This window comes from Mycobacterium heckeshornense, from assembly GCF_016592155.1.
GTDB lineage: Bacteria > Actinomycetota > Actinomycetes > Mycobacteriales > Mycobacteriaceae > Mycobacterium > Mycobacterium heckeshornense.
Map to the genome: position 1 here is coordinate 1155068 of NZ_AP024237.1, position 20574 is coordinate 1175641.

Below are 20574 nucleotides of genomic sequence, written 5' to 3' on the forward strand. Positions count from 1 at the left end.
TTGCCGAAAAATACTGTGGTGCATAGCCGTTGCGCGGATACCGCGAAGTGGCTCAGGCAAGTGAGCCTAATGAGTTGTGCGTGAAGTGGTTTCGGGCGTGTAGCCATGAGTCCTACTGATGAATAGAAGGACTCCAGGTGGCCGAGGCCCAGAACTGGCACCGGACTGCCGTCGCCAACTGCGGCGGGTTTGTAAGCAGAAATTAGGAGTCTTCAATGACTTTCGGGGCGGGATTCATCACCACGCACCCTGAAGAGCTGCTGGCAGCGACGAGTGATTTGGACAGCATCGGCGCTGCACTGGCCGCGGCAAATGCGGCCGCGGCCGCCCCGACGAGCGAGGTGATTCCGGCGGCGGCCGACAAAGTGTCGGCGCTGACTGCCGCCCAATTCGCCGCACACGCCGCCAGCTATCAGGCCGTGGGTGCCCAGGCGGCGGCGGTTCACGAGCTGTTCGTCAGCACCCTGGGCACCAGCGCCGCATCGTATGCCGCGACCGAGGCCGCCAACGCGATCGCAGCCAGCTAGCAAACAGGAGGCCAACCAAGATGGATTTCGGTGCGCTGCCACCGGAGATCAACTCTGCCCGGATGTATGCCGGACCGGGTGCAGGCCCGATGCTGACAGCCGCCGCCGCCTGGGACGGGCTGGCCGCCGACCTGTACGCCACCGCGGACTGCTACCAGTCGGTGATCACCGGCCTGACCGCTGGCTCCTGGCAGGGCCCGGCATCCTCGGCGATGGCCACAGCGGCGGCGCCTTACCTGGCCTGGATGACCGCCACCGCGGCCCAGTGCGAGCAGGTGGCTAACCAGGCCAGGGCGGCCGCGAGTGCATTCGAGGCCGCATTCGCAATGACGGTGCCGCCGCCGCTGATCGCCGCCAACCGTGCTCAGCTGGCGGCGCTGGTCGCGACGAATTTCCTCGGGCAAAACACTCCGGCGATCATGGCCACCGAGGCCCAGTACGCCCAGATGTGGGCCCAGGATGCCGCTGCCATGTACGGCTATGCCGGCAGTTCGGCCGCGGCCGCGACCTTGGTGCCGTTCACGCCGCCGCAGCAGAACACCAACCCGAGCGGGCCGGTCGCCCAGGCCGCGGCCGTCGCCCACGCGGCTGGCGACTCGGCAGCTACCCATGTGCGCAGGGCGATGTCACCGTTGTCGACGGTGCCCCAGGCCCTGCATGCACTCGCGTCCCCAGGCTCGTCGTCGCCGGGGGTGTCGCAGCTGGCGATGGGTGAGGCGGCCTCGATGACCACGTCGGGGGCGTCTGCCCCGGCTAGTGCCCTTGCGGGCCTGACCGGCACATCGGGCAAAGGAGCGGTCAAGGGTGCCGGGAACGGCGCGGCATTTGGTGCGAACGCGCTGGCCGGTCTCCAGTCCAGCATGGGCGCCGACGAGTTGGGTCTGATCGAGGACACGGTGGGTCTGGAGATCGACGCGGCCGCCGCCGGCGGTTTGGACGGCGGCGGCGTCGGTTTGGACCTGATCGGCGTTGGTATTGACTTCCTGGGCGCCGACGAGCTCACCGAGTCGGGAGGCCTGGGGCCGCTGGGAGCGCTGCCGCCGGGATCGCTGGGCGGCGTAGGCGGTGCGACGGGGTTGGCACCCGGGACCGGCTTGGGCGGGCTGGGTGCTGCGGGGGCGTCGGCCAGCGTTGGCCAGGCGGGCTCGGTGGGTGTCTTGTCGGTGCCGCAGGGGTGGGGCGACGCGCTTTCAGCCGGGAGCGTGAGCCAGGCGAGCGCCATGCCGTTGCCGGGGAGCGGCCTGGGCGCCGTCCCGGCGACACCGGCAGGCGGGCCGGGTGCGCCCAAGATGTCCGTTGCTAATCTGGCTGGACGCGAAGTCGAGGGCGCGATTCAGCAAATCGGCTTGCGTCCCAAAGTGGTTGCGCGTTCGCCGATGGTCGGGTAGATCGCCCGCACGACAACGACGTAGCCCGCACACCGGATCGACGTGCGGGCTACGTCTGCGGCTGGTGGTTAGGCCCAGCTGGAGCCGACGGCGGCATCGGTGCTGGCCATGTTGCTGCTGGCGGTTTGCACCTTTTGGCCGTGGGCGTTGGCCTGCTCGTAGATCACCTGGAAGTTGCGGCCCAGCTCGGTGATGAACTGCTGGCACGCCGTCGACCCGGCGCCACCCCAAAAATCACCGGCGGCCAGCACGTCACGGATGATCGCCTGATGCTCGGCCTCCAACGCCGCCGCCTGCGCCCGAATCGTGGCACCGTGCGCGTCGACGTCGCCGAACTGATAGTTAATCGTCATGGTCTAAGTCCTCCTAACGGCTCTGGTGGCTAGCTGCTCAGGATCTGCTGGGACGCCTGCTCTTGGGCCTCGTAGTTGTTGGCGTCGCGGATCAGCCCGTCCCGCACCCCGTGCAGCATGTTGACGATGTTGCGAAACGCCTGATTCATCTGGCTCATGGTGTCGTAGGAGGTGGCCTGCGCAGACCCGCTCCAGCCGGCACCGGCAATGTTGACCGACGACGCCCACATCTTGCGGGCCTCGTCCTCCACGGTCTGAGCGTGCACGTCGAAACGGCCCGCCATCGCCCGCATCTGGTCCGGATCGGTCATAAACCGAGTTGGCATGTGACAACTCCTTGGCTCGAATTCGTCAAAGATTGCTGCGCCGCAGCAGCCGTATGGACAGAGTACGGCCCGGCGTTGAACCGGTGGCTTCAGACAGGTTACATATTTTTTCCCTTTTCCTTCTTTTTATGGTCAGCCGGCGACCACTGGGCGAGTTACCACGGTCGGTTTGAAGCCGTAGCGAGGAGCCCCGAAGCCGGCGGCCCCGCGGCTGGCGGAGGCCACCGAGGGCATGGCGGCCGGCATGGCCGCCACCGGCGAGGTTTCCTCGGCGGCGCTGGTCCAACCGGAACCGGGGAATGCGGCCTCGGTGTCGCCAGCCGAGGTGGCCGCCGACCAGGTGGTCGGCACCGACAACCTGCCGACGGTGGCGGCTTGGCCCACGCCCGCTGACACCGGTGCCCCGCCGGAGCGCGCCGGGCCGGTCTGGCCTGCCAGCATCGATCCGCCGGCGCTTGAAGTAAGGCCTCCCGGGCCGACAGCTGCGGCGGTGCCACTGGGAACGCCCGGCCCGGCTCCGGCAGAACTGATGCCTCTCGCGATGCCGGCGAACATGTTCCAGGCCCCGATGTTGCCCACTGCCGCCGTGTAGGTCTGGGTCGCGTTCCAAATCCCGATGTTCTGGGTGGAGTTGATGAAATCGGACAGAAAGCCGCTTGCACCCCCCCGACGCGGAGGCAGATCCGGCCAGCGGGGAGGCCAGTCCTTGGACGGCGTTAGGCAGGCCGGCAACCAGCTGCGACAGCTCGGTCTGCGTGCCGGCGGTCGCGGTTGCGGCCACTTGGCCGGCCAGCCCACCGGGGTTGGTATTCGGTGCGGGCGGGGCCAGCGGCTGCAAAATTCCGGCGCTCGCCGAGGAGCTCGCATAGCCGTACATGGCGGCGGCGTCTTGGGCCCACATTTCGGCGTAGTGGGCCTCGGTGGCCATGATCGCCGGCGTGTTCTGCCCGAGGAAGTTCGTCGCGACGAGCGCGGCCAGCTGAGCCCGGTTAGCTGCTATCACCGGCGGCGGCACCGTCATCGCAAAGGCCGTCTGGTAGGCGGCTGCGGAGGCGGCGGCCTGACCGGCGGCGTGCTCAGCGGCCGCGGCGGTGGTATGGAGCCAGGCCACGTAGGGCGCCGCCGCGGTGGCCATCGCCGCCGCCGACGGGCCCGTCCACGCCTCGCTCGTCAGTGACGAGATCACCGACTGGTACGACGATGCCGCGGAAGCCAATTCGGCGGCCAGGCTGTTCCAGGCCGCGGCGGCGGCCATCAGCGGGCCCGATCCTGGCCCGGCGTAGATGCGTGCGGAGTTGATCTCCGGAGGTAACGCGCCAAAGTCCATCTCGTCCATCCCCGTTCGACCGATTGCGCTTATGGCAAAGACCAGGGGCCCCGATCCCTAACCGACCGCCGCGCGTGGCACCACGGTGGGTTTGACGCCGTAGCGCGGCGCCCCGAATCCGGTGGTTTTGCCAGCCGAGGCCACCGACGGCATCCCGGCCGGCACTGTCGCGACGGGCGCGCTATCGGGTGCAGCGGCCGTCCAGCCCGCACCGGCCAGCCGCGCCGGGGTGCCGCTTGACGCCGACGTGGCTTCTCCGGCCCAACTGGGCGGTACCGACAACCGCCCGACCGCAGACGCCTGACCCGCACTCGCCAACACCGGCGCCGCACCGGCGCCAACCGCCCCCGCCGGCCCTACGCCACTCGTCGCTCCCGCTGCGGCCGCCGTGGCGGAATCGGCAGCCTCGGCCCCCGCGACGGTCCCACTGGTGACAGCAGCAGTGCCCGCGGCGGGGCTGGCCTGGATGAGGTCAGATGCGGCGGAGCCAAAGTTCCCGGCCTGCAGGGCGCCGACGATGGCGCCGTTACTCAACGCGCTGGGGACTAACCCATAAGATCCCTGACCGGTCAACAGCCCGAGCAGCGAAAGCCCAGAGACGGACGGACCGGCGGCGGCCGCGTTGGCAGCTTCAGTGGCCGCGTACGAATCAGCGCTGGCGCCCAGTGTGTTGACAAACATCTCGTGAACCGCCATGGCTTGGGCGCTGACCGCCCGGTACAAGCTGCCGTAGGCAGAAAACTGTGCTGCCTGCAGCGCCGACACCTCATCGGCGGCCGCCGGGACCACACCCGTGGTCGGAGCCGCCACGGCGGCGTTTTGGGCAGCCAGGGCTGAGCCGATTCCCTGCAGCTGGCCCGCGGCAGCCGACAGCGCCTCAGGCAGCGTGGTGACGTACGACATGGATTACTCCTGCGCGGACAAGCCGATCGGTCAAGTCGTTCGCCGGCCGTCGTTTCCGGTTAGTGATGCCACGACTCCACGGTCCTCCGCGCAGCAGCACCTGTGATGTTCCGTTAACGGCTCCTTAACGGTTTCGTGGGGAGTTTTAACGCTTTGATGGCGGCCACGCAGGTTGGGAAACCGACTGCCAAGCCAGCGAAAAGCGCGATCCGAACGTGATTGTGGCGAGATGGGACGACCGATCACAAATGCGCCGTGACACCGACATGAGGTGAGATTGCCGTAACGGTTCGGTAATTTTAAGTCCTCGTCGCGGTGTCGAGCTCCTGAATGCCGCGACGCTCAGGCCGGTCTGCCTGATGTCGGCCGCAACGAAGGCGCCGGATCGAAGCAATAGTCATCGACCTGGTGGATTGACAGTTCTGGCAACTGAGTTGCACAGCAGCGCAACATGTTTCGCACACCATAGCGTCCAGCTATGGCTTGGCGGTATTCAGTTCGGGGCAGTAGTGGGCCACGGCGTCGGCAACGAAATACCTCGCACCTTGTTGGGTCAACTTCGGGTTTTCCGACTGAATACGGTTGACCAGCTCGGCTGCTGGCCGTCCGGAATGGAGCGCGTCGCAGACGGCCTTGGCGTAGTTGATGATCCGCGCCGGGTCTTGATAGGTGACACCGTCTTGGTCGAGGGCGTGCAAAAACGAACTGTCGGTCGCATCGGCATGCGCCACGCCGCCGCCCAGCACCCCTATGGCCGCCGACATGGCGACTGAGAACAACCCGGCCGCTCGTCGGTTCATGGCGAGATGCTACTGCCGGCCTGCCCGGTTGGCAGTGCTTCGGGTCCGCTGCGGCCCGCCCCATATACGCTTCAGAACTGCCAAGCCCCCATAGCCCAATTGGCAGAGGCAGCGGACTTAAAATCCGTCCAGTGTCGGTTCGAGTCCGACTGGGGGCACCGGGGCCAGCCGTGCCTCGGGAAGCGGCTGGACTGACCCGTGGCGCCCGACGAGCGCCGAGATAACCCCGCGGCTTGCTCGACGCGCGGGATTCCGATCCTGCGACGCCATGGGTTTGCCAGAATTCGGCGTGCGATTCGGCAAACTGCCCGGGCTGTGCGAAATGACATGTTGGCGCGGGCAACGCGCGAATTCGCGGCATTGTCCGCCTTCGGCCGCGGTAGGCTCAATACAGGTAAATTTCTGACCAGCAGTTCAGCAGGGGTGGTGTGTGGCGCTGATCGGTTGGGGGTCACGGCGGGGATGCGAAACGGACACCTACGCTCTCTGACGGCCGCGGGCGCCGTCGCGGGCATCTGCGTTCTCGCCGCCGCGTGCGGCGGTGGCGGCCACGAAGGCAGCCTCAAGCCGAGGCCCACCACCACCAAGTCGAAGACAGCGCCACCGATCAGCGAGGTCGGACTGAAGGGGCTGCTGCTCAGCGCCGATCAGGTCAACGCCGTCATGGGTGCCTCCGAGATGAAGGTGACGAGATACCGCACCCAGATGTCTGACGACAGCGCGACGATGGAGCCCAAGGAATGCCTGGCCGTCGATGGTTCAGCCCAGGAGAAGGTCTACGAAAAAAGCGGTTACACCGCCGAGCGGGACGAGACGCTGCAAGAGGGCGATAACTTCACCCACTTCGTCGAGCAGGCGGTGGTGCTGTTTCCGTCCGCCAAGCAGGCCAGCACCTTCGTCGCCGCATCCGGGCTCCAGTGGTCGGCCTGTCACCAGTACACCCACACCCAGAGCCACACGGTGTGGGATGTGGGGCCGATCTCCAACACCAACGGCATGCTGAGCACGACCGCAACCCAGCAAAACGCCAACGCACCCGGCTGGGCCTGCGGGCGGGCGCTGACAGCCCGCAACAACGTCGTCATCGACGTCAACACCTGCAGCGCCGACCCGAAGAACACGGCGGTCGACATCGCCAACCAAATCGCCCGCAGAGTGCCCATGCCGTAACCGCCGACCTGCCCGGTTCGGCGAAGCTGCGTTCCAGGCGACAATGCCGCGGATGTGACTTTCGCCTCTTTGTCGGCACCGATACTGAACGATCTCTTAACGCTTAGTGTCGCTGCGCACATCGCCCGGAGATTAGCGAGCAACCTGCAAAAGCCTGACAGACGGCGCTAGTGCGTTCGCTGTACGGCGAACCATTCGTCCCGACGGATCGATATTTAAGCGGACTGTGAGGTTTTGTGGGCGACACCGGCAGGGTAGGCGTCGAAATGCGGGCGTTGCGTGAAGAAATTGGCCGCTAGACTCGGCCGGAAGCGGCGCCGAGGGCGCCGAAATCCTTTCAATAGGGGATATTCCGGTCGTCATGCTGCGGTGACCCTTGTCGCGTGGCGTCGAAGTGCGACAAGTACAGCAAAGGCTGGTGTCGATGTGGGTTATCTGAAACACAATTGGCTTGGCGATGACGGGCCAGCCGTCGGCATGGGAAGCACGTCGAAGTTCGCGATCGTTGCCGGAATGGCCGTACACCGCGGACCCATCAGCGACATCGTGGCCAGCCCCGACGGTGACCGGCTGATATTGAGCAACCTTGGCGATGACAGCGTGTCGATCATCGAGACGGGCACCTGGGCCGGGGTGAGGACGATCACCGGGATCAACGAACCGTTCATCATCGCCATGAGCCCCGCTGACCCCAGCCACGCGTACCTCAGCACGGTTTCACCGGCATACGACGCGATCGCAGTCATCGACTTGGAGACCAACAGCGTCGTCGCCTCACATCCGGTGGCCATGACAGTGACTGACCTGGCGGTCGACAGCGACGGCAGGCGCATCTATATGAGCCGAACCGCAGCCGGCGGCGCCGACGTCGCCGTCCTCGACACTGCGACGGGGCGAATTGACGCGATCGACATCGGCGCCCGGGCGGGCACCACCACGCAATGCCTGCGCCTCACCCCGGATGGGCAGCTTGTCTACGCCACGACTCAGCGGCCCGCCGGCGGCGAAGTCGTGGTGATTGACACCCACCGCCAGCGTGTCGTCGACACCATCGAAATCGGTTGTGCCATCCGCGATGTCGCGATAAGCCCGGACGGCGCTACGGCCTATATCGCCAGCAGCGACGTCGGTTTCGGCGTGGTGGTTGACATCGTCGATACACGCAGCAACACGATCATCAGCACGCGCAAGCTCAGCCAGACCGGGGCATTGGTCACGCAGCTGGCGCTCAGCACCGACGGCGATCGCGCCTACCTCGTCGGCGAGGACCGGGTCAGCGTGCTGTGCACCCTGACCCAGGACGTCGTCGCCACCATCGCAGTGGGCAGGCAGCCCTCATGCGTCGCGGAAAGCCCGGGCGGCCACTACCTCTATGTCGCCGACTATTCCGGCGCGGTGACCGCGGTGTCGATCGACCCGGCGACAGCGTTAGCGATCCTGCCCGCCGAAGACAACCACACCGCGGGGCCGGGCCGGCACGCATTGCCGCAGCTTGAACCGGCGTTGACGTAACCGGCGTGGTTGACTAGGCCTTCTGGCGGGAACTAGACACCAATCGGGCGTCTCGGCGCTAGCATTCGCGCGACCGAACAGCAAGCGAGGGCGGTACGTCGATGCAGAGCACCATGCAAAAATTTCCGCTGACAATCACCGCCATCCTGAGGCACGCGGCCGGCGTCCACGGCGCCCGCAAGGTCACCACCGCGACCGGCGACGGCTATCAGGAGTGCACCTACCGTGAGCTCGGCCAGCGGGCGGCCCAGTTGGCGCATGCGTTGCGCCGCCTCGGCGTCACCGCGGACCAGCGCGTAGCCACGTTCATGTGGAACAACACCGAGCACCTGACAACCTATGTGGCGGTGCCGGCGATGGGTGCGGTACTGCATACCCTCAACATCCGGCTGTTTGCCGACCAGGTGGTCTTCGTCGCCAACGAAGCCGAAGACCAAGTCGTACTGGTCGACACGTCGTTGGCCCCACTGCTCGCGCCGATCTTGCCGCGTCTTTCGACGGTGCACACCGTGATCGCCGTCGGAGACGGGGACATCGCGCCGCTCGAAGGGGCCGGCAAGGCGGTGCTGCGCTACACCGAAATCCTCAGCGGCGAGCGCGCAGAATTCGCCTGGCCAGACATCGACGAATACTCGGCCGCCGCTATGTGCTACACCAGCGGCACCACCGGAAACCCCAAAGGCGTTGTGTATAGCCATCGTTCGAGCTTTCTGCACACCATGGCGGCCTGCACTGCCAACGGAATTGGTGTCGGGTCCAGCGATTGCGTGCTGCCCATTGTGCCGATGTTTCACGCCAACGCGTGGGGGTTGCCGTATGCGGCGCTGATGGCCGGCGCCGATCTGGTGCTACCCGATTGCCACCTGGACGCCGGGTCGCTGATCGATATGATCGAAAAGCTCCGGCCCACGGTCGCCGGTGCGGTGCCCACCATCTGGAACGACGTCTTGCACTACCTGGACAAGGATCCCGACCACGACCTGTCATCGCTGCGGGTGGTCGCCTGCGGTGGTTCGGCTGTCCCGCTGTCGCTGATGCGCACTTTCGAGGAAAAGCACGGCGTTCAGATTCGCCAGCTGTGGGGCATGACCGAAACATCGCCGATGGCCACCATGGCGTGGCCTCCACCCGGAACGCCGGACGAGCAGCATTGGCTGCTGCGCGCCACCCAGGGCCAGCCCGTGTGCGGGGTGGAGGCCCGCATCGTCGACGACGACGACAACATACTGCCCAACGACGGGAAGGCCGTCGGCGAGCTGGAGGTTCGTGGCCCGTGGATTGCCGCGTCCTACTACCGGGGGCACGACCAGTCGAAGTTTGCCTCCGGATGGTTGCGCACCGGCGATGTGGGTCGCATCGACGAGCGGGGCTTCATCACGCTGACCGACCGCGCCAAGGACGTCATCAAATCAGGCGGGGAGTGGATCTCGTCGGTCGAGTTGGAGAACCGCCTGATCGGGCACCCGGATGTGGTCGAGGCCGCGGTCGTCGGCGTACCCGACGAGCGTTGGCAGGAGCGGCCGCTGGCCGTTGTGGTCCTCAAAGAAGGCGCTGCGGCGAATGCGGGTCAGCTGCGAAAGTTTCTGGCGGACAATGTAGCTCGGTGGTGGTTGCCAGAGCGGTGGACGTTCGTTGACCAGATCCCGCGCACCAGCGTCGGCAAGTACGACAAGAAGGCCATCCGCGCCCGCTATGCCGAGAACGGCTACCAGGTCACCCAGGTGCGCGACTAGGGCGAGCAGACGCTCAGCCGCCATTTCGCCGCCGCCGCCTGCTCACGCTAACCTGGCCTGATGGCTTTGGTGGTCGAACAATCGCGGGCAATCCCCGTCAGCATCGACGACGCATTCGCCGGCACGCTGCCACGACCGCTACCGACCATCTTTCGCCGCTGGTATGGGCCGATCCCGCCGGTCAAACGGGTGCACGACCAGGTGGGCAAGTGGGATGCCGCCGGCCAGACCCGAACGGTGGTGCTGGTCGGTGGCGGCAGCATGCGCGAGCAGCTGACCAGCGTTGACCCGCCACGGTCGTTCGGCTACACGCTCACCGACATCAAGGGGCCGATGGCGCCGCTGGTCGATTTGGTCGAGGGTGAGTGGACCTTCACGCCGGTGGGCACGGGGACCGTGGTCGCCTGGCGGTGGACCCTTCACCCGAGGTCCCCGCTGGCAGCGCTCGCGTTGCCGATACTGGGCCGGCTATGGAAGGGCTACGCACGCCGGGCGCTGGAGGAGCTGTCCGCGCAGCTGGTGGGCTGAACTACCGTCGGCAGCATGTGTCGACTCTTTGGACTGCATGCCGGGACGAATGTCGTGACCGCCACCTTCTGGCTGCTCGACGCTCCCGACAACCTCGCCGCCCAGAGCCGGCGGAACCCGGACGGCACCGGGCTCGGTGTCTTCGACGGCCAAGGTCGCCCCGACGTCCGCAAGCAGCCGATAGCAGCTTGGCGGGACGCCGATTTCGCCACCGAAGCCCACGATATGACCGGCACCACCTTCGTCGCTCACGTGCGCTACGCCACAACCGGGGCGCACGACGTGCTCAACACCCATCCTTTCGTGCAGGACGGACGCATCTTCGCCCACAACGGCGTGCTTGAGGGTCTAGATGCGCTCGACGACCGGCTCCGCGAGGTCGGCACCGCGGATCTTGTGTTGGGCCAAACCGATTCGGAGCGCATGTTCGCGTTGATAACCGCGTCAATCCGTGCCCGTGGCGGTGATGTGTGGACCGGTCTCATCGACGCAGTGCAATGGCTGGCGGTCAACGTGCCGATCTATGCGGTCAACGTGCTGCTGAGCACTGCCACCGATGTGTGGGCCCTGCGTTACCCCGAACCGCACGAGCTCTATCTTCTGGACCGCCGTGAATTTCCACTGAAGACAGGATTTCACCTGCGCACCAACCTGATTCGCGCACGCTCAGAGCATCTGAGCGCCGCTCCGTCGGTGGTGTTCGCCAGTGAACCGATGGATGTCGACCCGCGATGGGACCTGATCGCGCCCGGGGAGCTCGTCCATGTCGACGCCGCATTGCAGGTCACCCGCGATGTGGTGCTACCCGACCCGCCCCGCCACCAGCTGCGCCGCGATGATTTGAGTTCGGCGGCGCAGGCAGCGCAGCACACGTCGGCGCGGTGGACATGACAGCCAAACGCGGGCTCGTCCTGGCAGGCGGAGGAGTAGCCGGAATCGCGTGGGAGACAGGCATTTTGCAAGGCATCGCTGACCAGTCACCGGAAACCGCGCGAATGCTGCTGGACTCCGACGTGCTGGTCGGGACATCGGCCGGGTCGGCGGTGGCAGCACAGATCAGCAGCGGTTTGGCCCTCGACGAGTTATACGCGCGGCAGGTCGCCCCGTCGTCAACCGAACTGGACCCGGGTGTCGGCGTCGAGACCATCACCGAGCTTTTCGTCACCGCCATCACGCAACCAGGAACCACGCGGCAGAAGCTGCAGCGAATCGGGGCGATCGCCGCAGCGACCGAAACCGTGGCCGAGCCGGTCCGCCGCGAGGTGATCGCCCGCCGCCTGCCGTCGCACGACTGGCCGCACCGCGATGTCCGCATGACCGCGATCGACGTCGCCACCGGTGAGCGCGTGGTATTCGACCGTGAGTCGGGAGTGGACCTGGTTGACGCGGTCGCTGCCAGCTGTGCGGTGCCTGGGGCGTGGCCACCGGTGGCGATCGGGGAGCGGCGTTACATGGACGGCGGGGTCGCCAGCGGCATCAACCTCGACATCGCCGCCGACTGTGATGTGGCGGTGGTCCTGGTGCCGTCCGGTGCGGCGGCGCCGTCGCCGTTTGGCGCCGGTCCGGGTGCCGAGGTCGCAGCATTCGACGGTGCGGCATTCGGTGTGTTCGCCGACGACGACTCGCTGGCCGCGTTCGGGGTCAACCCGCTAGATCCACGCTGTCGGGTAGCGTCGGCGAAAGCCGGGCGGGCACAAGGGCGGCGAGAAGCAGCAGCGCTCACCGCGTTCCTGAACGGCACCGAGCCGGCGCTCAGCTCTCGCTAGCCGGCGGCGCAGGGTCGTCGGCGTCGACGTTCAAGCTATCCAGCGCATCGACGGCCAGTGTTCGGCCCACTTCGATCACCTCAGCAGCCCGGTGGAATTCCAAACCGCGGCAGACGGTTCGGGGCACTTCGATCAACAAATCGGGCGGATAGGCAGCCAGTGTGTGGCGCGCCAGCGCGGCCTGGGCAATGTCAATGGTGCGGTTCATGACCTCGAAGCTGCCCAGCTTCGGCACCTCGACCGGCGCCTCCGCAAGGTCGGTTGGCTCGTCGCCGCTGGCCGCCTTAGGCTCGTCGTCGGGTTCGGGAAGCGATGCGCCGAACCGGCCGAGCACCGCACGCGCCGTCGGCCGGTCCAACAGCGACCGGGCGGCGTTGGCGTCGAACAGTGCCGAGGTGCTGCGCACCATCCGGTTCAGCCACTCGGTGGTGGCGCGTGGTTCCGGCTCGCGAGTGCCGTCGCTTTCGCTGCCGCTCAGGCTCACCGCGATGGTCAGGTCGGCGTTGGCCGCGGCGATCGGGGCCATCGGCAGCGGGTCGAGAATCCCGCCGTCGGCCAAAAGCCGCCCGTCGACGACGTGCGGTGCGATGACGCCCGGAATGGCAATGGAGGCCCGGATGGCCTCGTCGACGGGGCCCCGCTGCAGCCACACGGACTTGCCGGCCAGCAGGTCGGTGGCCACCGCGGTGTAGGGAATCGGCAGCTGCTCGATGGTGACGTCGCCGAGAATGTCGCGGACCGCGTCGAGGATCTTTTCGGCCCGCAGCACGCCGGCCGCGGTGATCGACGGGTCCAGCAGCCGCAGGATGGCGCGTTGCGTCAGCGACCGTGCCCAATCGGCAAATTCATGGAGTTTTCCGGCCGCTTGCAGGCCACCCACCAGCGCACCCATCGATGAACCCGCGATCCCGACGATCTGGTAGCCGCGCTCCTGCAGTTCATTGATCACCCCGATATGGGCGTATCCGCGCGCGCCACCGCTGCCCAGCGCCAGTGCCACGCGCGGCCGCGACGAGCTGCTCACCCGAAGCGCGGCCGGCTGAGGTGCGGCGCGCGAGCGCACCGGATCGACCACAGGCATCACTTCATTCTGCGCGCGACCGCTTTTCTTTCAGGTGTGATTCGAACTGCACCGCACGCCGACGGTTAGCCACACTGGTCGTCTGCGGCCGCCTGGACCGCGACGATCACTGCCGCTTGCTGGCCGGGCGTCAGCTGCGCCCACGGCCGGTTGAACGTGGCCGTGCCGGGCTTTGCGGTCGGCGACTGCAGGGTCGCCAGATACGGCTCGATCTGTGTGTGCGGGTCGCCGCCACGACTGGCCATCCACTGCTTGGCGGCGCGGCAGGCCAGCGCGTATTCGTCCTGTGACGAGTCAGCGGGCACGTCGACCTTGGTGGTGACCCCGCCCGGCGAGACGCCGATGGCACCCGGCGGCGGCGGACTCGTCGCGGGCAAGGGCTCCAAGGTGGCGGGCGGAGGTGCCGTGGCCTCGTGGTCGGCTGAGGCGCAGCTCGCAATCATCGGCAGGCCCGCGGCAACAATGGCGACCCGCACCCGTGAGCGATATCGACGCCAGCGCACGGTGTCAATGTATGCAAGGCTGGTTGCCGTGATGGAGGGCGCCAGGGTTTTGGAGTGTTGTCGGCCCTAACTACTCGCCGACCCCAGATCCGTTTACCTTTCCCCGGAGTTGTTACATGGTTCCCGCCAACCCCGCCGTGCTGCGGACAGCCAGTTTCCCGCCGGTTTCCGGCCCCACCCGGCTACGGGTGCCGGACCTGTTGTATGCGACGGATCGGGCCGCCGACAGCGTGCTCAGCGGCCATTACGACCATCTGCTGCCGCCGACCGGGGTGCCGGCTGACGAGCGCTGGTTCAGCCGCATCCACGGTGACGAAGAACTCGACATCTGGCTGATCAGCTGGGTGCCCGGGCATGCCACCGAGCTGCATGACCACGGCGGGTCGCTGGGGGCGTTGACGTTGCTGTCCGGTTCTCTCGACGAATTCCGTTGGGAGGGCGATCAACTGCGGTGTCGGCGGCTGCACGCGGGCGATCAAGCCGGGTTCCCGCTGGGCTGGGTGCACGACGTGGTGTGGGCTCCGCCGCCGGTCGCTGCGCCGGCCGGCCCGACACTGAGCGTGCATGCGTACTCGCCTCCGCTGACCGCGATGTCGTACTACGACGTCACTGAACGCAACACGTTGCGCCGCCGGCGCACCGAATTGACCGACCTGATGCCATGACCAGCCGGATAGATCGGATGCTTGGTAACGCCCGGGCCCGGTTGTGCCGGCTTACCGCCGAGCAGTTGCCCGGCGCGATCCGCCGCGGCGCCGTGCTCGTCGACATCCGTCCGCAGGCCCAGCGCGCCGTCGAAGGGGAGATACCGGGCGCGCTGGTCGTTGAACGCAACGTCCTGGAATGGCGATGCGATCCGACCAGCGACGCTCGGCTGCCACACGCCGTCGACGACGACGTCGAGTGGGTGATCATCTGCTCGGAGGGCTACACGTCGAGTCTGGCCGCGGCCGCGCTGCAAGACCTGGGTCTACGCCGGGCCACCGATGTGGTCGGCGGCTTTCGGGCGCTGGTAGACGCCGGTGTGCTCAACGATGCGTAAAGTTTGCGGGGCGTTTCTCGATGAACGCCGCCATACCCTCGGACTGGTCGCTGGTCGCGAAAGCTGAATGGAATAGCCGGCGTTCGTAGAGAAGTCCTTCAGCGAGGGTGGATTCGAACGCACGGTTGACGGCTTCCTTGGCCATCCGGGTCGCCGACAACGACATTTGCGCGATGGTAGTGGCGACGGCCTTGGCCTCGGTGAGCAAGTCGTCGGCCGGCACGACACGCGAGACCAGACCGCTGCGTTCGGCCTCGGCCGCATCGATGGTTCGGCCGGTCAGGATGAGGTCCATGGCCTTGGCTTTGCCGATGGCCCGAGTCAGCCGCTGCGAGCCGCCCATACCGGGCAACACGCCAAGCTTGATTTCGGGCTGACCGAATTTCGCTGTGTCAGCGGCGATCAGCAGGTCACACATCATGGCCAGCTCGCAGCCGCCGCCGAGTGCGTGTCCCGCCACCGCGGCGATCGTCGGGGTGCGCACCGCGGCCAGCTTGGCCCAGGTGGCGAAATAGTCAGCGTCGAACACATCGGCGAACGTCAGGCTGGCCATCTCTTTGATGTCCGCGCCGGCGGCAAATGCCTTCGCCGAACCGGTGATGATGATCGCGCCGATATCCGGATCGCCGTCGAATTCTGTTGCTGCACAGGTAACTTCATTCATCATCTGGCTGTTTAGCGCGTTAAGCGCCTGCGGCCGGTTCAGCGTGATGGTACCGACGCGTCCGTCGCGTTCGACCAGGATGGTTGCCCAGTCTTTTTCGGTCATGTGCTGCCTTTCTAGAACTTCAGGTCGTCGTCGACCGGTGCGAAGTAGGCGTCAACGTCAGCTGCGCTGACCTCGTCGAGCGATGCCGGGGACCACTTCGGGTTGCGGTCCTTGTCGATCAGTTGGGCGCGGATGCCCTCGACCAGATCGTGGGAACGCAGTGCAGCGCACGACACCCGGTAGTCCTGAACCAAAACATCCTCGAGGGTGTCCAGCTTTGCGGCGCGGCGCACCGCCTCCAGTGTCACCGACAGCGCGATGGGCGAGCGGGTGGCGATCAGGTCGGCGGCGTCGTTGGCGGCGGAGGCCTCATGGCCGCGTAGCGCGGCGACGATGTCGGCCACGGAGTCGCCGGCATAACACTGGTCGATCCAATCCTGTTGGGCTGCAAGGTCACTGGGTGGTGGTTCGACGGCATGGCCAGCGACCGCCCGTTCGACGCCGTCGGCGATGATCGCGCGAATGAACGCGTCCAGCATGGCGTGCGGCACGTAGTGGTCGGCGAATCCCATCGCGATGGCGTCGGCGCCGGAAAACGGCGCGCCGGTCAGTGCGGCATGCAGGCCCAGCGATCCGGGCGCCCGCGACAGCAGGTAGGTGCCGCCGACGTCGGGAATGAATCCGATGCCCACCTCCGGCATCGCCATGCTCGTCGTATCGGTCACCACTCGGGTGTTGGCGTGCGCGCCCACACCGACACCGCCGCCCATCACGATGCCGTCCATCAACGACACATACGGCTTGGTGAAACGGCCGATCTGCGCGTCGAGCTGATATTCGTCGCGCCAGAATCGCCGTGCCGCAACGCCGTCGGCGCGTGCACTGTGGTAGATCGCCACGACATCGCCTCCGGCGCACAATCCGCGCTCGCCGGCCCCTTCGAGAACTACGGTGCGCACCGCGTCGTCGTGTTCCCAATCGCTGAGAATTGCGCTGAACGCGGTGACCATGTTCTGGGTCAGCGAGTTGATCGCCTTGGGGCGGTTGAGGGTCACGATGCCGACACCGTCGTGGATGCGGGTCAGGATCTCGTCGGATTCGCCCGTCACGCGCGTGGTCTCCCCTCGTGTCGCTTCGTGCACGCCAGACTGATCAGCAATCTAGATCGTTGCCCGCGGCGGGGCGCCCGCGGGTAAGGTTTAGCTAGACAGCGACGTCAGGACATCCCAGCCAGGGAACCCGGTCGAGCCGCTGATCGTTGTCCAGGTGTTCGCACAGCTCGAAGCCACAGCTCAAGAGAGGATCCGACGGTGCGGGAGACTAGCAACCCGGTATTTCGTTCGCTGCCGAAGCAGAGGGGCGGATACGCGCAGTTCGGCACTGGCGCTGCCGGCGCCGCGACCCAGTACGGGTATCAGGCGGACCCCTATGTGGCTCCGTACGACCAGCGGACCGGTATTTCCCGTCCGCTGACCATTGACGACGTCGTCACCAAGACCGGTGTGACGCTGGCGGTGCTGTCGGCGGTTGCGATTGCTTCGTATTTCATGGTGGCGGCCAACCTTGCGTGGGCCGCGCCGTTCACCTTTATCGGCGGGTTCGGCGGATTGGCCCTGGTGCTGATCGCCACCCTGGGGCGCAAGCAGGACAACCCGGGGATCGTGCTGACTTACGCGGCACTGGAGGGCCTGTTCCTCGGTGCCATCTCATTTGTGCTGGCCAACATCGCGGTGTCGTCCACCAGCGCCGGAGCGCTGATCGGACAGGCGATTCTGGGCACCCTCGGGGTGTTCTTCGGCATGCTCGTGGTCTACAAAACCGGCGCCATCCGGGTCACCCCGAAATTCACCCGCATGATCGTTGCCGGGTTGTTCGGCGTGCTGGCTCTGATGATCGGCAACCTAGTCCTGGGCATGTTCGGTGTCGGCCACGGTGAGGGCTTGGGCCTGCGCAGCGGCGGGCCGTTGGCCATCATCTTCTCGCTGGTCTGCATTGGTCTGGCGGCGTTTAGCTTCCTTATCGACTTTGACGCGGCGGACCAGATGGTGCGCGCCGGGGCGCCGGAGAAGGCCGCGTGGGGCATTGCCCTCGGCTTGACCGTGACCCTGGTCTGGCTCTACATCGAGATCCTGCGTCTGCTGAGTTACCTGCAGAACGATTAGCTGTGCTGGACGCGAAGCCGGCACGCCCGACAGGCGCGTGCCGGCTTTTCTCTGCGCCGAATGTGCGCTGGGGGCGGGATTTCTGGCGTGTGGCCGCCCTGGATGCACGCTCGAAGCGTCGGGCGAAATTACGACAGCCGCTCGACGATCATCGCCATGCCCTGACCGCCGCCGACGCACATGGTTTCCAGGCCGAGCGTCTTGTCGTAGGTCTGCAGGTTGTTCAACAGCGTGGCGGTGATGCGTGCACCGGTCATGCCGAACGGGTGGCCCAGCGCGATCGCCCCGCCAGACACGTTGAGCTTGTCCTCGTCGATACCCAGCTCGCGAGCCGAGCCGATCACCTGGACCGCGAAGGCTTCGTTGATCTCGAACAGGTCGATGTCGCGCAGCGACATTCGGGCATTGGCCAGGGCTTTCTTGGTGGCTTCGATCGGCCCCAAGCCCATGATCTCTGGTGAAAGCGCGCTCACCCCGGTGGCCACGATGCGGGCCAGCGGGGTGAGCCCGAGCTCCTTGGCTTTGATGTCGCTGGTGATCACCACTGCGGCGGCGCCGTCGTTGAGCGGGCAGGCGTTGCCTGCGGTGACGGTGCCGTTGGGCCGAAACACCGGCTTGAGCTGGCTCACCTTTTCGTAGGTGGTGCCTGGCCGGGGGCCGTCATCGACGCTGACCGTGGTCCCATCGGGAAGGGTGACCGGCTCGATCTCGCGCTCGAAGAACCCGCTCTTGATCGCCTCCTCGGCCCGGTTCTGGCTGCGCACGCCCCAACGGTCCTGGTCTTCGCGGCTGATCCCGGTCAGCAGAGCAACGTTTTCCGCGGTCTGGCCCATCGCGATGTAGATGTCTGGCAGTGCTCCGTCGGCGCGTGGATCGTGCCATTCGTCGGCGCCCTCGGCCGCTGCGGCGGTGCGTTGCTGGGCCTCGGCGAAAACCGGGTTCTTGGTGTCCGGCCACGAGTCCGCAGTGCCTTTGCCGAATCGCGACACCGTTTCAACACCGGCGGAAACGAACGCGTCGCCTTCGCCGGCCTTGATGGCGTGAAAGGCCATCCGCGTGGTTTGCAACGACGACGAGCAATAGCGGTTGATGGTGGTGCCGGGCAGGAAGTCATAGCCCAGCTGAACGGCGACGACGCGGGCAATGTTGAACCCAGACTCACCGCCGGGTTGCCCGCAGCCCATCAATAGGTCGTCGATCTGATGAGGATTTAGCGCGGGGACTTTGTCGAGCGCCGCGCGCACCATCTGGGCGGCCAAATCGTCGGGCCGCATGCTGACAAGCGATCCCTTGGCGGCGCGGCCGATCGGCGAGCGGGCAGTTGACACGATGACGGCTTCCGGCACGATCGGCTCCCTCCAGCGGATGCGGGTTAGACCGGATGTGGCCCGGCATACGGTGCGTGGCCAGGCTAAAGCGAATCTAGCGCGACGACGATGCGGGCCGCGGAGCGGCCCGAGGAGGAGTCGGGCGATCGAACCGAGCGCGACGACGATGCGGGCCGCGGAGCGGCCTGAGGAGGAGTCGGGCGATCGAACCGAGCGCGACGACGATGCGGGCCGCGGAGCGGCCCGAGGAGGAGTCGGTTGTGGGGTCAGCCGCCGGTAGGTACGACGACGGGTGCGGGTACACCGGTGGTGGGCCGACGCCACAGCCGCGACACGATCCGAAGACGGGCCCGACCCAGACCGGTTCGCGCCGAACCGGACGTTGACGGTAATTCGGCCGCCAACCCGCGGGTCGACTCGCCTAAGGCGGAACACAACGCCGGCAGCAGTTGGTCGGCGACGAGCGCATAACCGGCGGCTGAGGGGTGGTAGCGGTCTTCGGAGAACAGCACCTCGGGGGAGCGCCGGAAGTGCGGCACGAGCAAATCCGCCAGCGGCACTGGCACCCCTCCGGCGGCTCGAACGGCGGCGGCCTGGGCGCGCGCCAGCCGCAGACCACGGGTGCGCGCCAGCCAGCGCAGCGGCTGCGGAATCGCGGTGATCACTCCGAAATCGGGGCAGGTGGCAACCACTACCACCGCGCCGCTCGCGCGCAGCCGCCACACGGCGGCGCCCAGCCGACGCGCCGAGGGTCCGATGCCGTTGAGGGCGGTGACGTCGTTGGCGCCAATCATGATCACCGCCGCGTCCGGTGGTGGTCCGGCCACGAACATCGCGTCGACCTGGCCGGACAGCCCTTTGGAGGTGGCACCCACAATCGCCTTCGTGCTCAGCCGGACCCGTTTGCCGGTGCGTTCGGCGAGCGCACGCGCGAGCAGCACGCCGGGAACTTCGTCGGCGGTTCGGCAGCCGTAGCCGGTCGCTGTCGAATCACCGAAGACCATCAGGTGTAGGTCGAAGGGCACGCCACGATGCCACCGCTCAACCGGCCCGCGGCCGGGCGTGTACACGCCGTCAGCGCGGGGCGGGGGATCCCAGGCCTTTGGAATGACGCTGCGCGCCTGCCGCGCCTGGCCGATCAGCAGGTTGCGTGCGCCCAGGTAGGCCGTTCCGGTCGACGCTAGTGCACCCGCTGCGGCCAGCGCGATCAACGATCGACGTGGCGCGCGTATCTCCACGTCACCAGTTTAAGGCGCGCACGACCGCCGACCTGGTAAGCGCGGCTCGCGGCGATCACGGCCCGAACCAGATCTGGTATCGAATCAGACTCTTTGAATGTTGAAGTTTGTAAGAGTGTCAAGCTAAGTCTGCGAGGTTGGCTGAGCGCCCCGGGCGGGTACAGCGAAATACGACGAA

Annotated in this window: 21 protein-coding genes, 1 tRNA gene and 2 pseudogenes; 12 read left to right on the top strand and 12 right to left on the bottom strand. The window is 66.7% G+C overall.

The features are described from left to right. The first annotated feature begins 215 nt into the window (after positions 1 to 215). Both MHEC_RS05600 and MHEC_RS05605 read left to right on the top strand, forming a co-directional pair. Positions 216 to 527, top strand: coding sequence for a PE family protein (locus MHEC_RS05600; protein ID WP_048892825.1), 312 nt, complete (start codon positions 216 to 218; stop codon positions 525 to 527). A 20-nt stretch (positions 528 to 547) separates the two neighbouring features. Then, positions 548 to 1915: a PPE family protein gene (locus tag MHEC_RS05605; protein ID WP_048892824.1), complete on the top strand. Its 1368-nt coding sequence runs from the start codon at positions 548 to 550 to the stop codon at positions 1913 to 1915. A gap of 68 nt (positions 1916 to 1983) precedes the next feature. Here MHEC_RS05605 and MHEC_RS05610 read toward each other — a convergent pair whose 3' ends face one another. The 6 genes and pseudogenes from MHEC_RS05610 to MHEC_RS05630 form a co-directional block, all read right to left on the bottom strand. Further along, the gene (locus tag MHEC_RS05610; protein WP_048892512.1) at positions 1984 to 2268 is read right to left on the bottom strand and encodes a WXG100 family type VII secretion target; all 285 of its coding nucleotides are present in this window, start codon (positions 2266 to 2268) and stop codon (positions 1984 to 1986) included. A gap of 29 nt (positions 2269 to 2297) precedes the next feature. Then, complete coding sequence (locus MHEC_RS05615) at positions 2298 to 2594, bottom strand: WXG100 family type VII secretion target (RefSeq protein ID WP_003920670.1); 297 nt, start codon at positions 2592 to 2594, stop codon at positions 2298 to 2300. A 132-nt stretch (positions 2595 to 2726) separates the two neighbouring features. Next, positions 2727 to 3921, bottom strand: a pseudogene (locus tag MHEC_RS24785) (PPE family protein). Between the two features lie 57 nt (positions 3922 to 3978). Further along, the gene (locus MHEC_RS24005; RefSeq protein ID WP_235434909.1) at positions 3979 to 4242 is read right to left on the bottom strand and encodes a PE/PPE C-terminal domain-containing protein; all 264 of its coding nucleotides are present in this window, start codon (positions 4240 to 4242) and stop codon (positions 3979 to 3981) included. Between the two features lie 285 nt (positions 4243 to 4527). Next, a pseudogene (locus MHEC_RS24010) lies at positions 4528 to 4824 on the bottom strand (PE family protein); the annotation flags it as partial. A gap of 476 nt (positions 4825 to 5300) precedes the next feature. Beyond that, positions 5301 to 5624, bottom strand: coding sequence for a DUF732 domain-containing protein (locus MHEC_RS05630; protein WP_048892534.1), 324 nt, complete (start codon positions 5622 to 5624; stop codon positions 5301 to 5303). Between the two features lie 84 nt (positions 5625 to 5708). On the opposite strand from MHEC_RS05630, the gene MHEC_RS05635 reads away from it, so the two are divergent. The 7 genes from MHEC_RS05635 (at position 5709) to MHEC_RS05665 (ending at position 12333) form a co-directional block, all read left to right on the top strand. Beyond that, a tRNA-Leu gene (locus MHEC_RS05635) sits at positions 5709 to 5782 on the top strand. A gap of 268 nt (positions 5783 to 6050) precedes the next feature. Continuing rightward, positions 6051 to 6794: a sensor domain-containing protein gene (locus tag MHEC_RS05640; protein WP_235434895.1), complete on the top strand. Its 744-nt coding sequence runs from the start codon at positions 6051 to 6053 to the stop codon at positions 6792 to 6794. Between the two features lie 477 nt (positions 6795 to 7271). After that, positions 7272 to 8306, top strand: coding sequence for a beta-propeller fold lactonase family protein (locus tag MHEC_RS05645; RefSeq protein WP_071700500.1), 1035 nt, complete (start codon positions 7272 to 7274; stop codon positions 8304 to 8306). A gap of 101 nt (positions 8307 to 8407) precedes the next feature. After that, positions 8408 to 10039, top strand: coding sequence for a long-chain fatty acid--CoA ligase (locus tag MHEC_RS05650; RefSeq protein WP_048892536.1), 1632 nt, complete (start codon positions 8408 to 8410; stop codon positions 10037 to 10039). A 60-nt stretch (positions 10040 to 10099) separates the two neighbouring features. Next, positions 10100 to 10567 (top strand): SRPBCC family protein, encoded by a 468-nt coding sequence (locus tag MHEC_RS05655; RefSeq protein ID WP_048892537.1) that lies wholly within the window; start codon positions 10100 to 10102, stop codon positions 10565 to 10567. Positions 10568 to 10582: 15 nt separating this feature from the next. Continuing rightward, positions 10583 to 11458, top strand: a complete 876-nt coding sequence (locus tag MHEC_RS05660; RefSeq protein ID WP_048892538.1) for a class II glutamine amidotransferase — start codon at positions 10583 to 10585, stop codon at positions 11456 to 11458. Beyond that, complete coding sequence (locus tag MHEC_RS05665; protein WP_048892589.1) at positions 11455 to 12333, top strand: patatin-like phospholipase family protein; 879 nt, start codon at positions 11455 to 11457, stop codon at positions 12331 to 12333. Before MHEC_RS05660 ends, MHEC_RS05665 begins: the two co-directional genes overlap by 4 nt. Here MHEC_RS05665 and MHEC_RS05670 read toward each other — a convergent pair. Both MHEC_RS05670 and lpqV read right to left on the bottom strand, forming a co-directional pair. After that, positions 12320 to 13414 carry a patatin-like phospholipase family protein gene (locus tag MHEC_RS05670; RefSeq protein ID WP_099869126.1) on the bottom strand — a complete coding sequence of 365 codons (1095 nt, stop codon included), beginning with the start codon at positions 13412 to 13414 and terminating at the stop codon, positions 12320 to 12322. The genes MHEC_RS05665 and MHEC_RS05670 overlap by 14 nt on opposite strands. 65 nt (positions 13415 to 13479) lie before the next feature. Further along, the gene (gene lpqV, locus MHEC_RS05675; RefSeq protein WP_162490238.1) at positions 13480 to 13857 is read right to left on the bottom strand and encodes a lipoprotein LpqV; all 378 of its coding nucleotides are present in this window, start codon (positions 13855 to 13857) and stop codon (positions 13480 to 13482) included. A gap of 176 nt (positions 13858 to 14033) precedes the next feature. Here lpqV and MHEC_RS05680 point away from each other — a divergent pair, with 176 nt between their 5' ends. Then, complete coding sequence (locus tag MHEC_RS05680) at positions 14034 to 14582, top strand: cupin domain-containing protein (protein ID WP_048892540.1); 549 nt, start codon at positions 14034 to 14036, stop codon at positions 14580 to 14582. After that, entirely contained in the window at positions 14579 to 14959 is a 381-nt protein-coding gene (locus MHEC_RS05685) for a rhodanese-like domain-containing protein (protein ID WP_048892541.1), read from the top strand. Before MHEC_RS05680 ends, MHEC_RS05685 begins: the two co-directional genes overlap by 4 nt. Here the strand turns inward: MHEC_RS05685 and MHEC_RS05690 are convergent. Continuing rightward, a complete protein-coding gene (locus MHEC_RS05690) occupies positions 14946 to 15728 on the bottom strand; it encodes an enoyl-CoA hydratase (RefSeq protein WP_048892542.1) in 783 nt (260 codons plus the stop codon). The two genes, MHEC_RS05685 and MHEC_RS05690, sit on opposite strands and share 14 nt — an antisense overlap. Positions 15729 to 15739: 11 nt before the next feature. After that, the gene (locus MHEC_RS05695) at positions 15740 to 16777 is read right to left on the bottom strand and encodes an enoyl-CoA hydratase/isomerase family protein (protein ID WP_048892591.1); all 1038 of its coding nucleotides are present in this window, start codon (positions 16775 to 16777) and stop codon (positions 15740 to 15742) included. Between the two features lie 201 nt (positions 16778 to 16978). Between MHEC_RS05695 and MHEC_RS05700 the strand changes: the two genes are divergently transcribed. Continuing rightward, complete coding sequence (locus tag MHEC_RS05700; protein ID WP_048892543.1) at positions 16979 to 17830, top strand: Bax inhibitor-1/YccA family protein; 852 nt, start codon at positions 16979 to 16981, stop codon at positions 17828 to 17830. Positions 17831 to 17958: 128 nt separating this feature from the next. On the opposite strand, the gene MHEC_RS05705 is transcribed toward MHEC_RS05700, so the two are convergent. Next, positions 17959 to 19176: an acetyl-CoA C-acetyltransferase gene (locus tag MHEC_RS05705; RefSeq protein ID WP_048892544.1), complete on the bottom strand. Its 1218-nt coding sequence runs from the start codon at positions 19174 to 19176 to the stop codon at positions 17959 to 17961. 248 nt (positions 19177 to 19424) lie between these two features. Beyond that, positions 19425 to 20396 carry an SGNH/GDSL hydrolase family protein gene (locus tag MHEC_RS05710; protein ID WP_048892545.1) on the bottom strand — a complete coding sequence of 324 codons (972 nt, stop codon included), beginning with the start codon at positions 20394 to 20396 and terminating at the stop codon, positions 19425 to 19427. Between the last annotated feature and the right edge of the window lie 178 nt (positions 20397 to 20574).

Bases quoted from the DNA above. Each gene is read 5' to 3' on its own strand.
- MHEC_RS05650 (WP_048892536.1), top strand. From the start codon at position 8,408: ATGCAGAGCACCATGCAAAAATTTCCGCTGACAATCACCGCCATCCTG.
- MHEC_RS05610 (WP_048892512.1), bottom strand. From the start codon at position 2,268: ATGACGATTAACTATCAGTTCGGCGACGTCGACGCGCACGGTGCCACG.
- MHEC_RS05605 (WP_048892824.1), top strand. From the start codon at position 548: ATGGATTTCGGTGCGCTGCCACCGGAGATCAACTCTGCCCGGATGTAT.
- MHEC_RS05690 (WP_048892542.1), bottom strand. From the start codon at position 15,728: ATGACCGAAAAAGACTGGGCAACCATCCTGGTCGAACGCGACGGACGC.
- MHEC_RS05665 (WP_048892589.1), top strand. From the start codon at position 11,455: ATGACAGCCAAACGCGGGCTCGTCCTGGCAGGCGGAGGAGTAGCCGGA.
- MHEC_RS05655 (WP_048892537.1), top strand. From the start codon at position 10,100: ATGGCTTTGGTGGTCGAACAATCGCGGGCAATCCCCGTCAGCATCGAC.
- MHEC_RS05630 (WP_048892534.1), bottom strand. From the start codon at position 5,624: ATGAACCGACGAGCGGCCGGGTTGTTCTCAGTCGCCATGTCGGCGGCC.
- MHEC_RS05645 (WP_071700500.1), top strand. From the start codon at position 7,272: ATGGGAAGCACGTCGAAGTTCGCGATCGTTGCCGGAATGGCCGTACAC.
- MHEC_RS05685 (WP_048892541.1), top strand. From the start codon at position 14,579: ATGACCAGCCGGATAGATCGGATGCTTGGTAACGCCCGGGCCCGGTTG.
- MHEC_RS05660 (WP_048892538.1), top strand. From the start codon at position 10,583: ATGTGTCGACTCTTTGGACTGCATGCCGGGACGAATGTCGTGACCGCC.
- MHEC_RS05680 (WP_048892540.1), top strand. From the start codon at position 14,034: ATGGTTCCCGCCAACCCCGCCGTGCTGCGGACAGCCAGTTTCCCGCCG.
- MHEC_RS05600 (WP_048892825.1), top strand. From the start codon at position 216: ATGACTTTCGGGGCGGGATTCATCACCACGCACCCTGAAGAGCTGCTG.
- MHEC_RS05615 (WP_003920670.1), bottom strand. From the start codon at position 2,594: ATGCCAACTCGGTTTATGACCGATCCGGACCAGATGCGGGCGATGGCG.
- MHEC_RS05670 (WP_099869126.1), bottom strand. From the start codon at position 13,414: ATGCCTGTGGTCGATCCGGTGCGCTCGCGCGCCGCACCTCAGCCGGCC.
- lpqV (WP_162490238.1), bottom strand. From the start codon at position 13,857: ATGATTGCGAGCTGCGCCTCAGCCGACCACGAGGCCACGGCACCTCCG.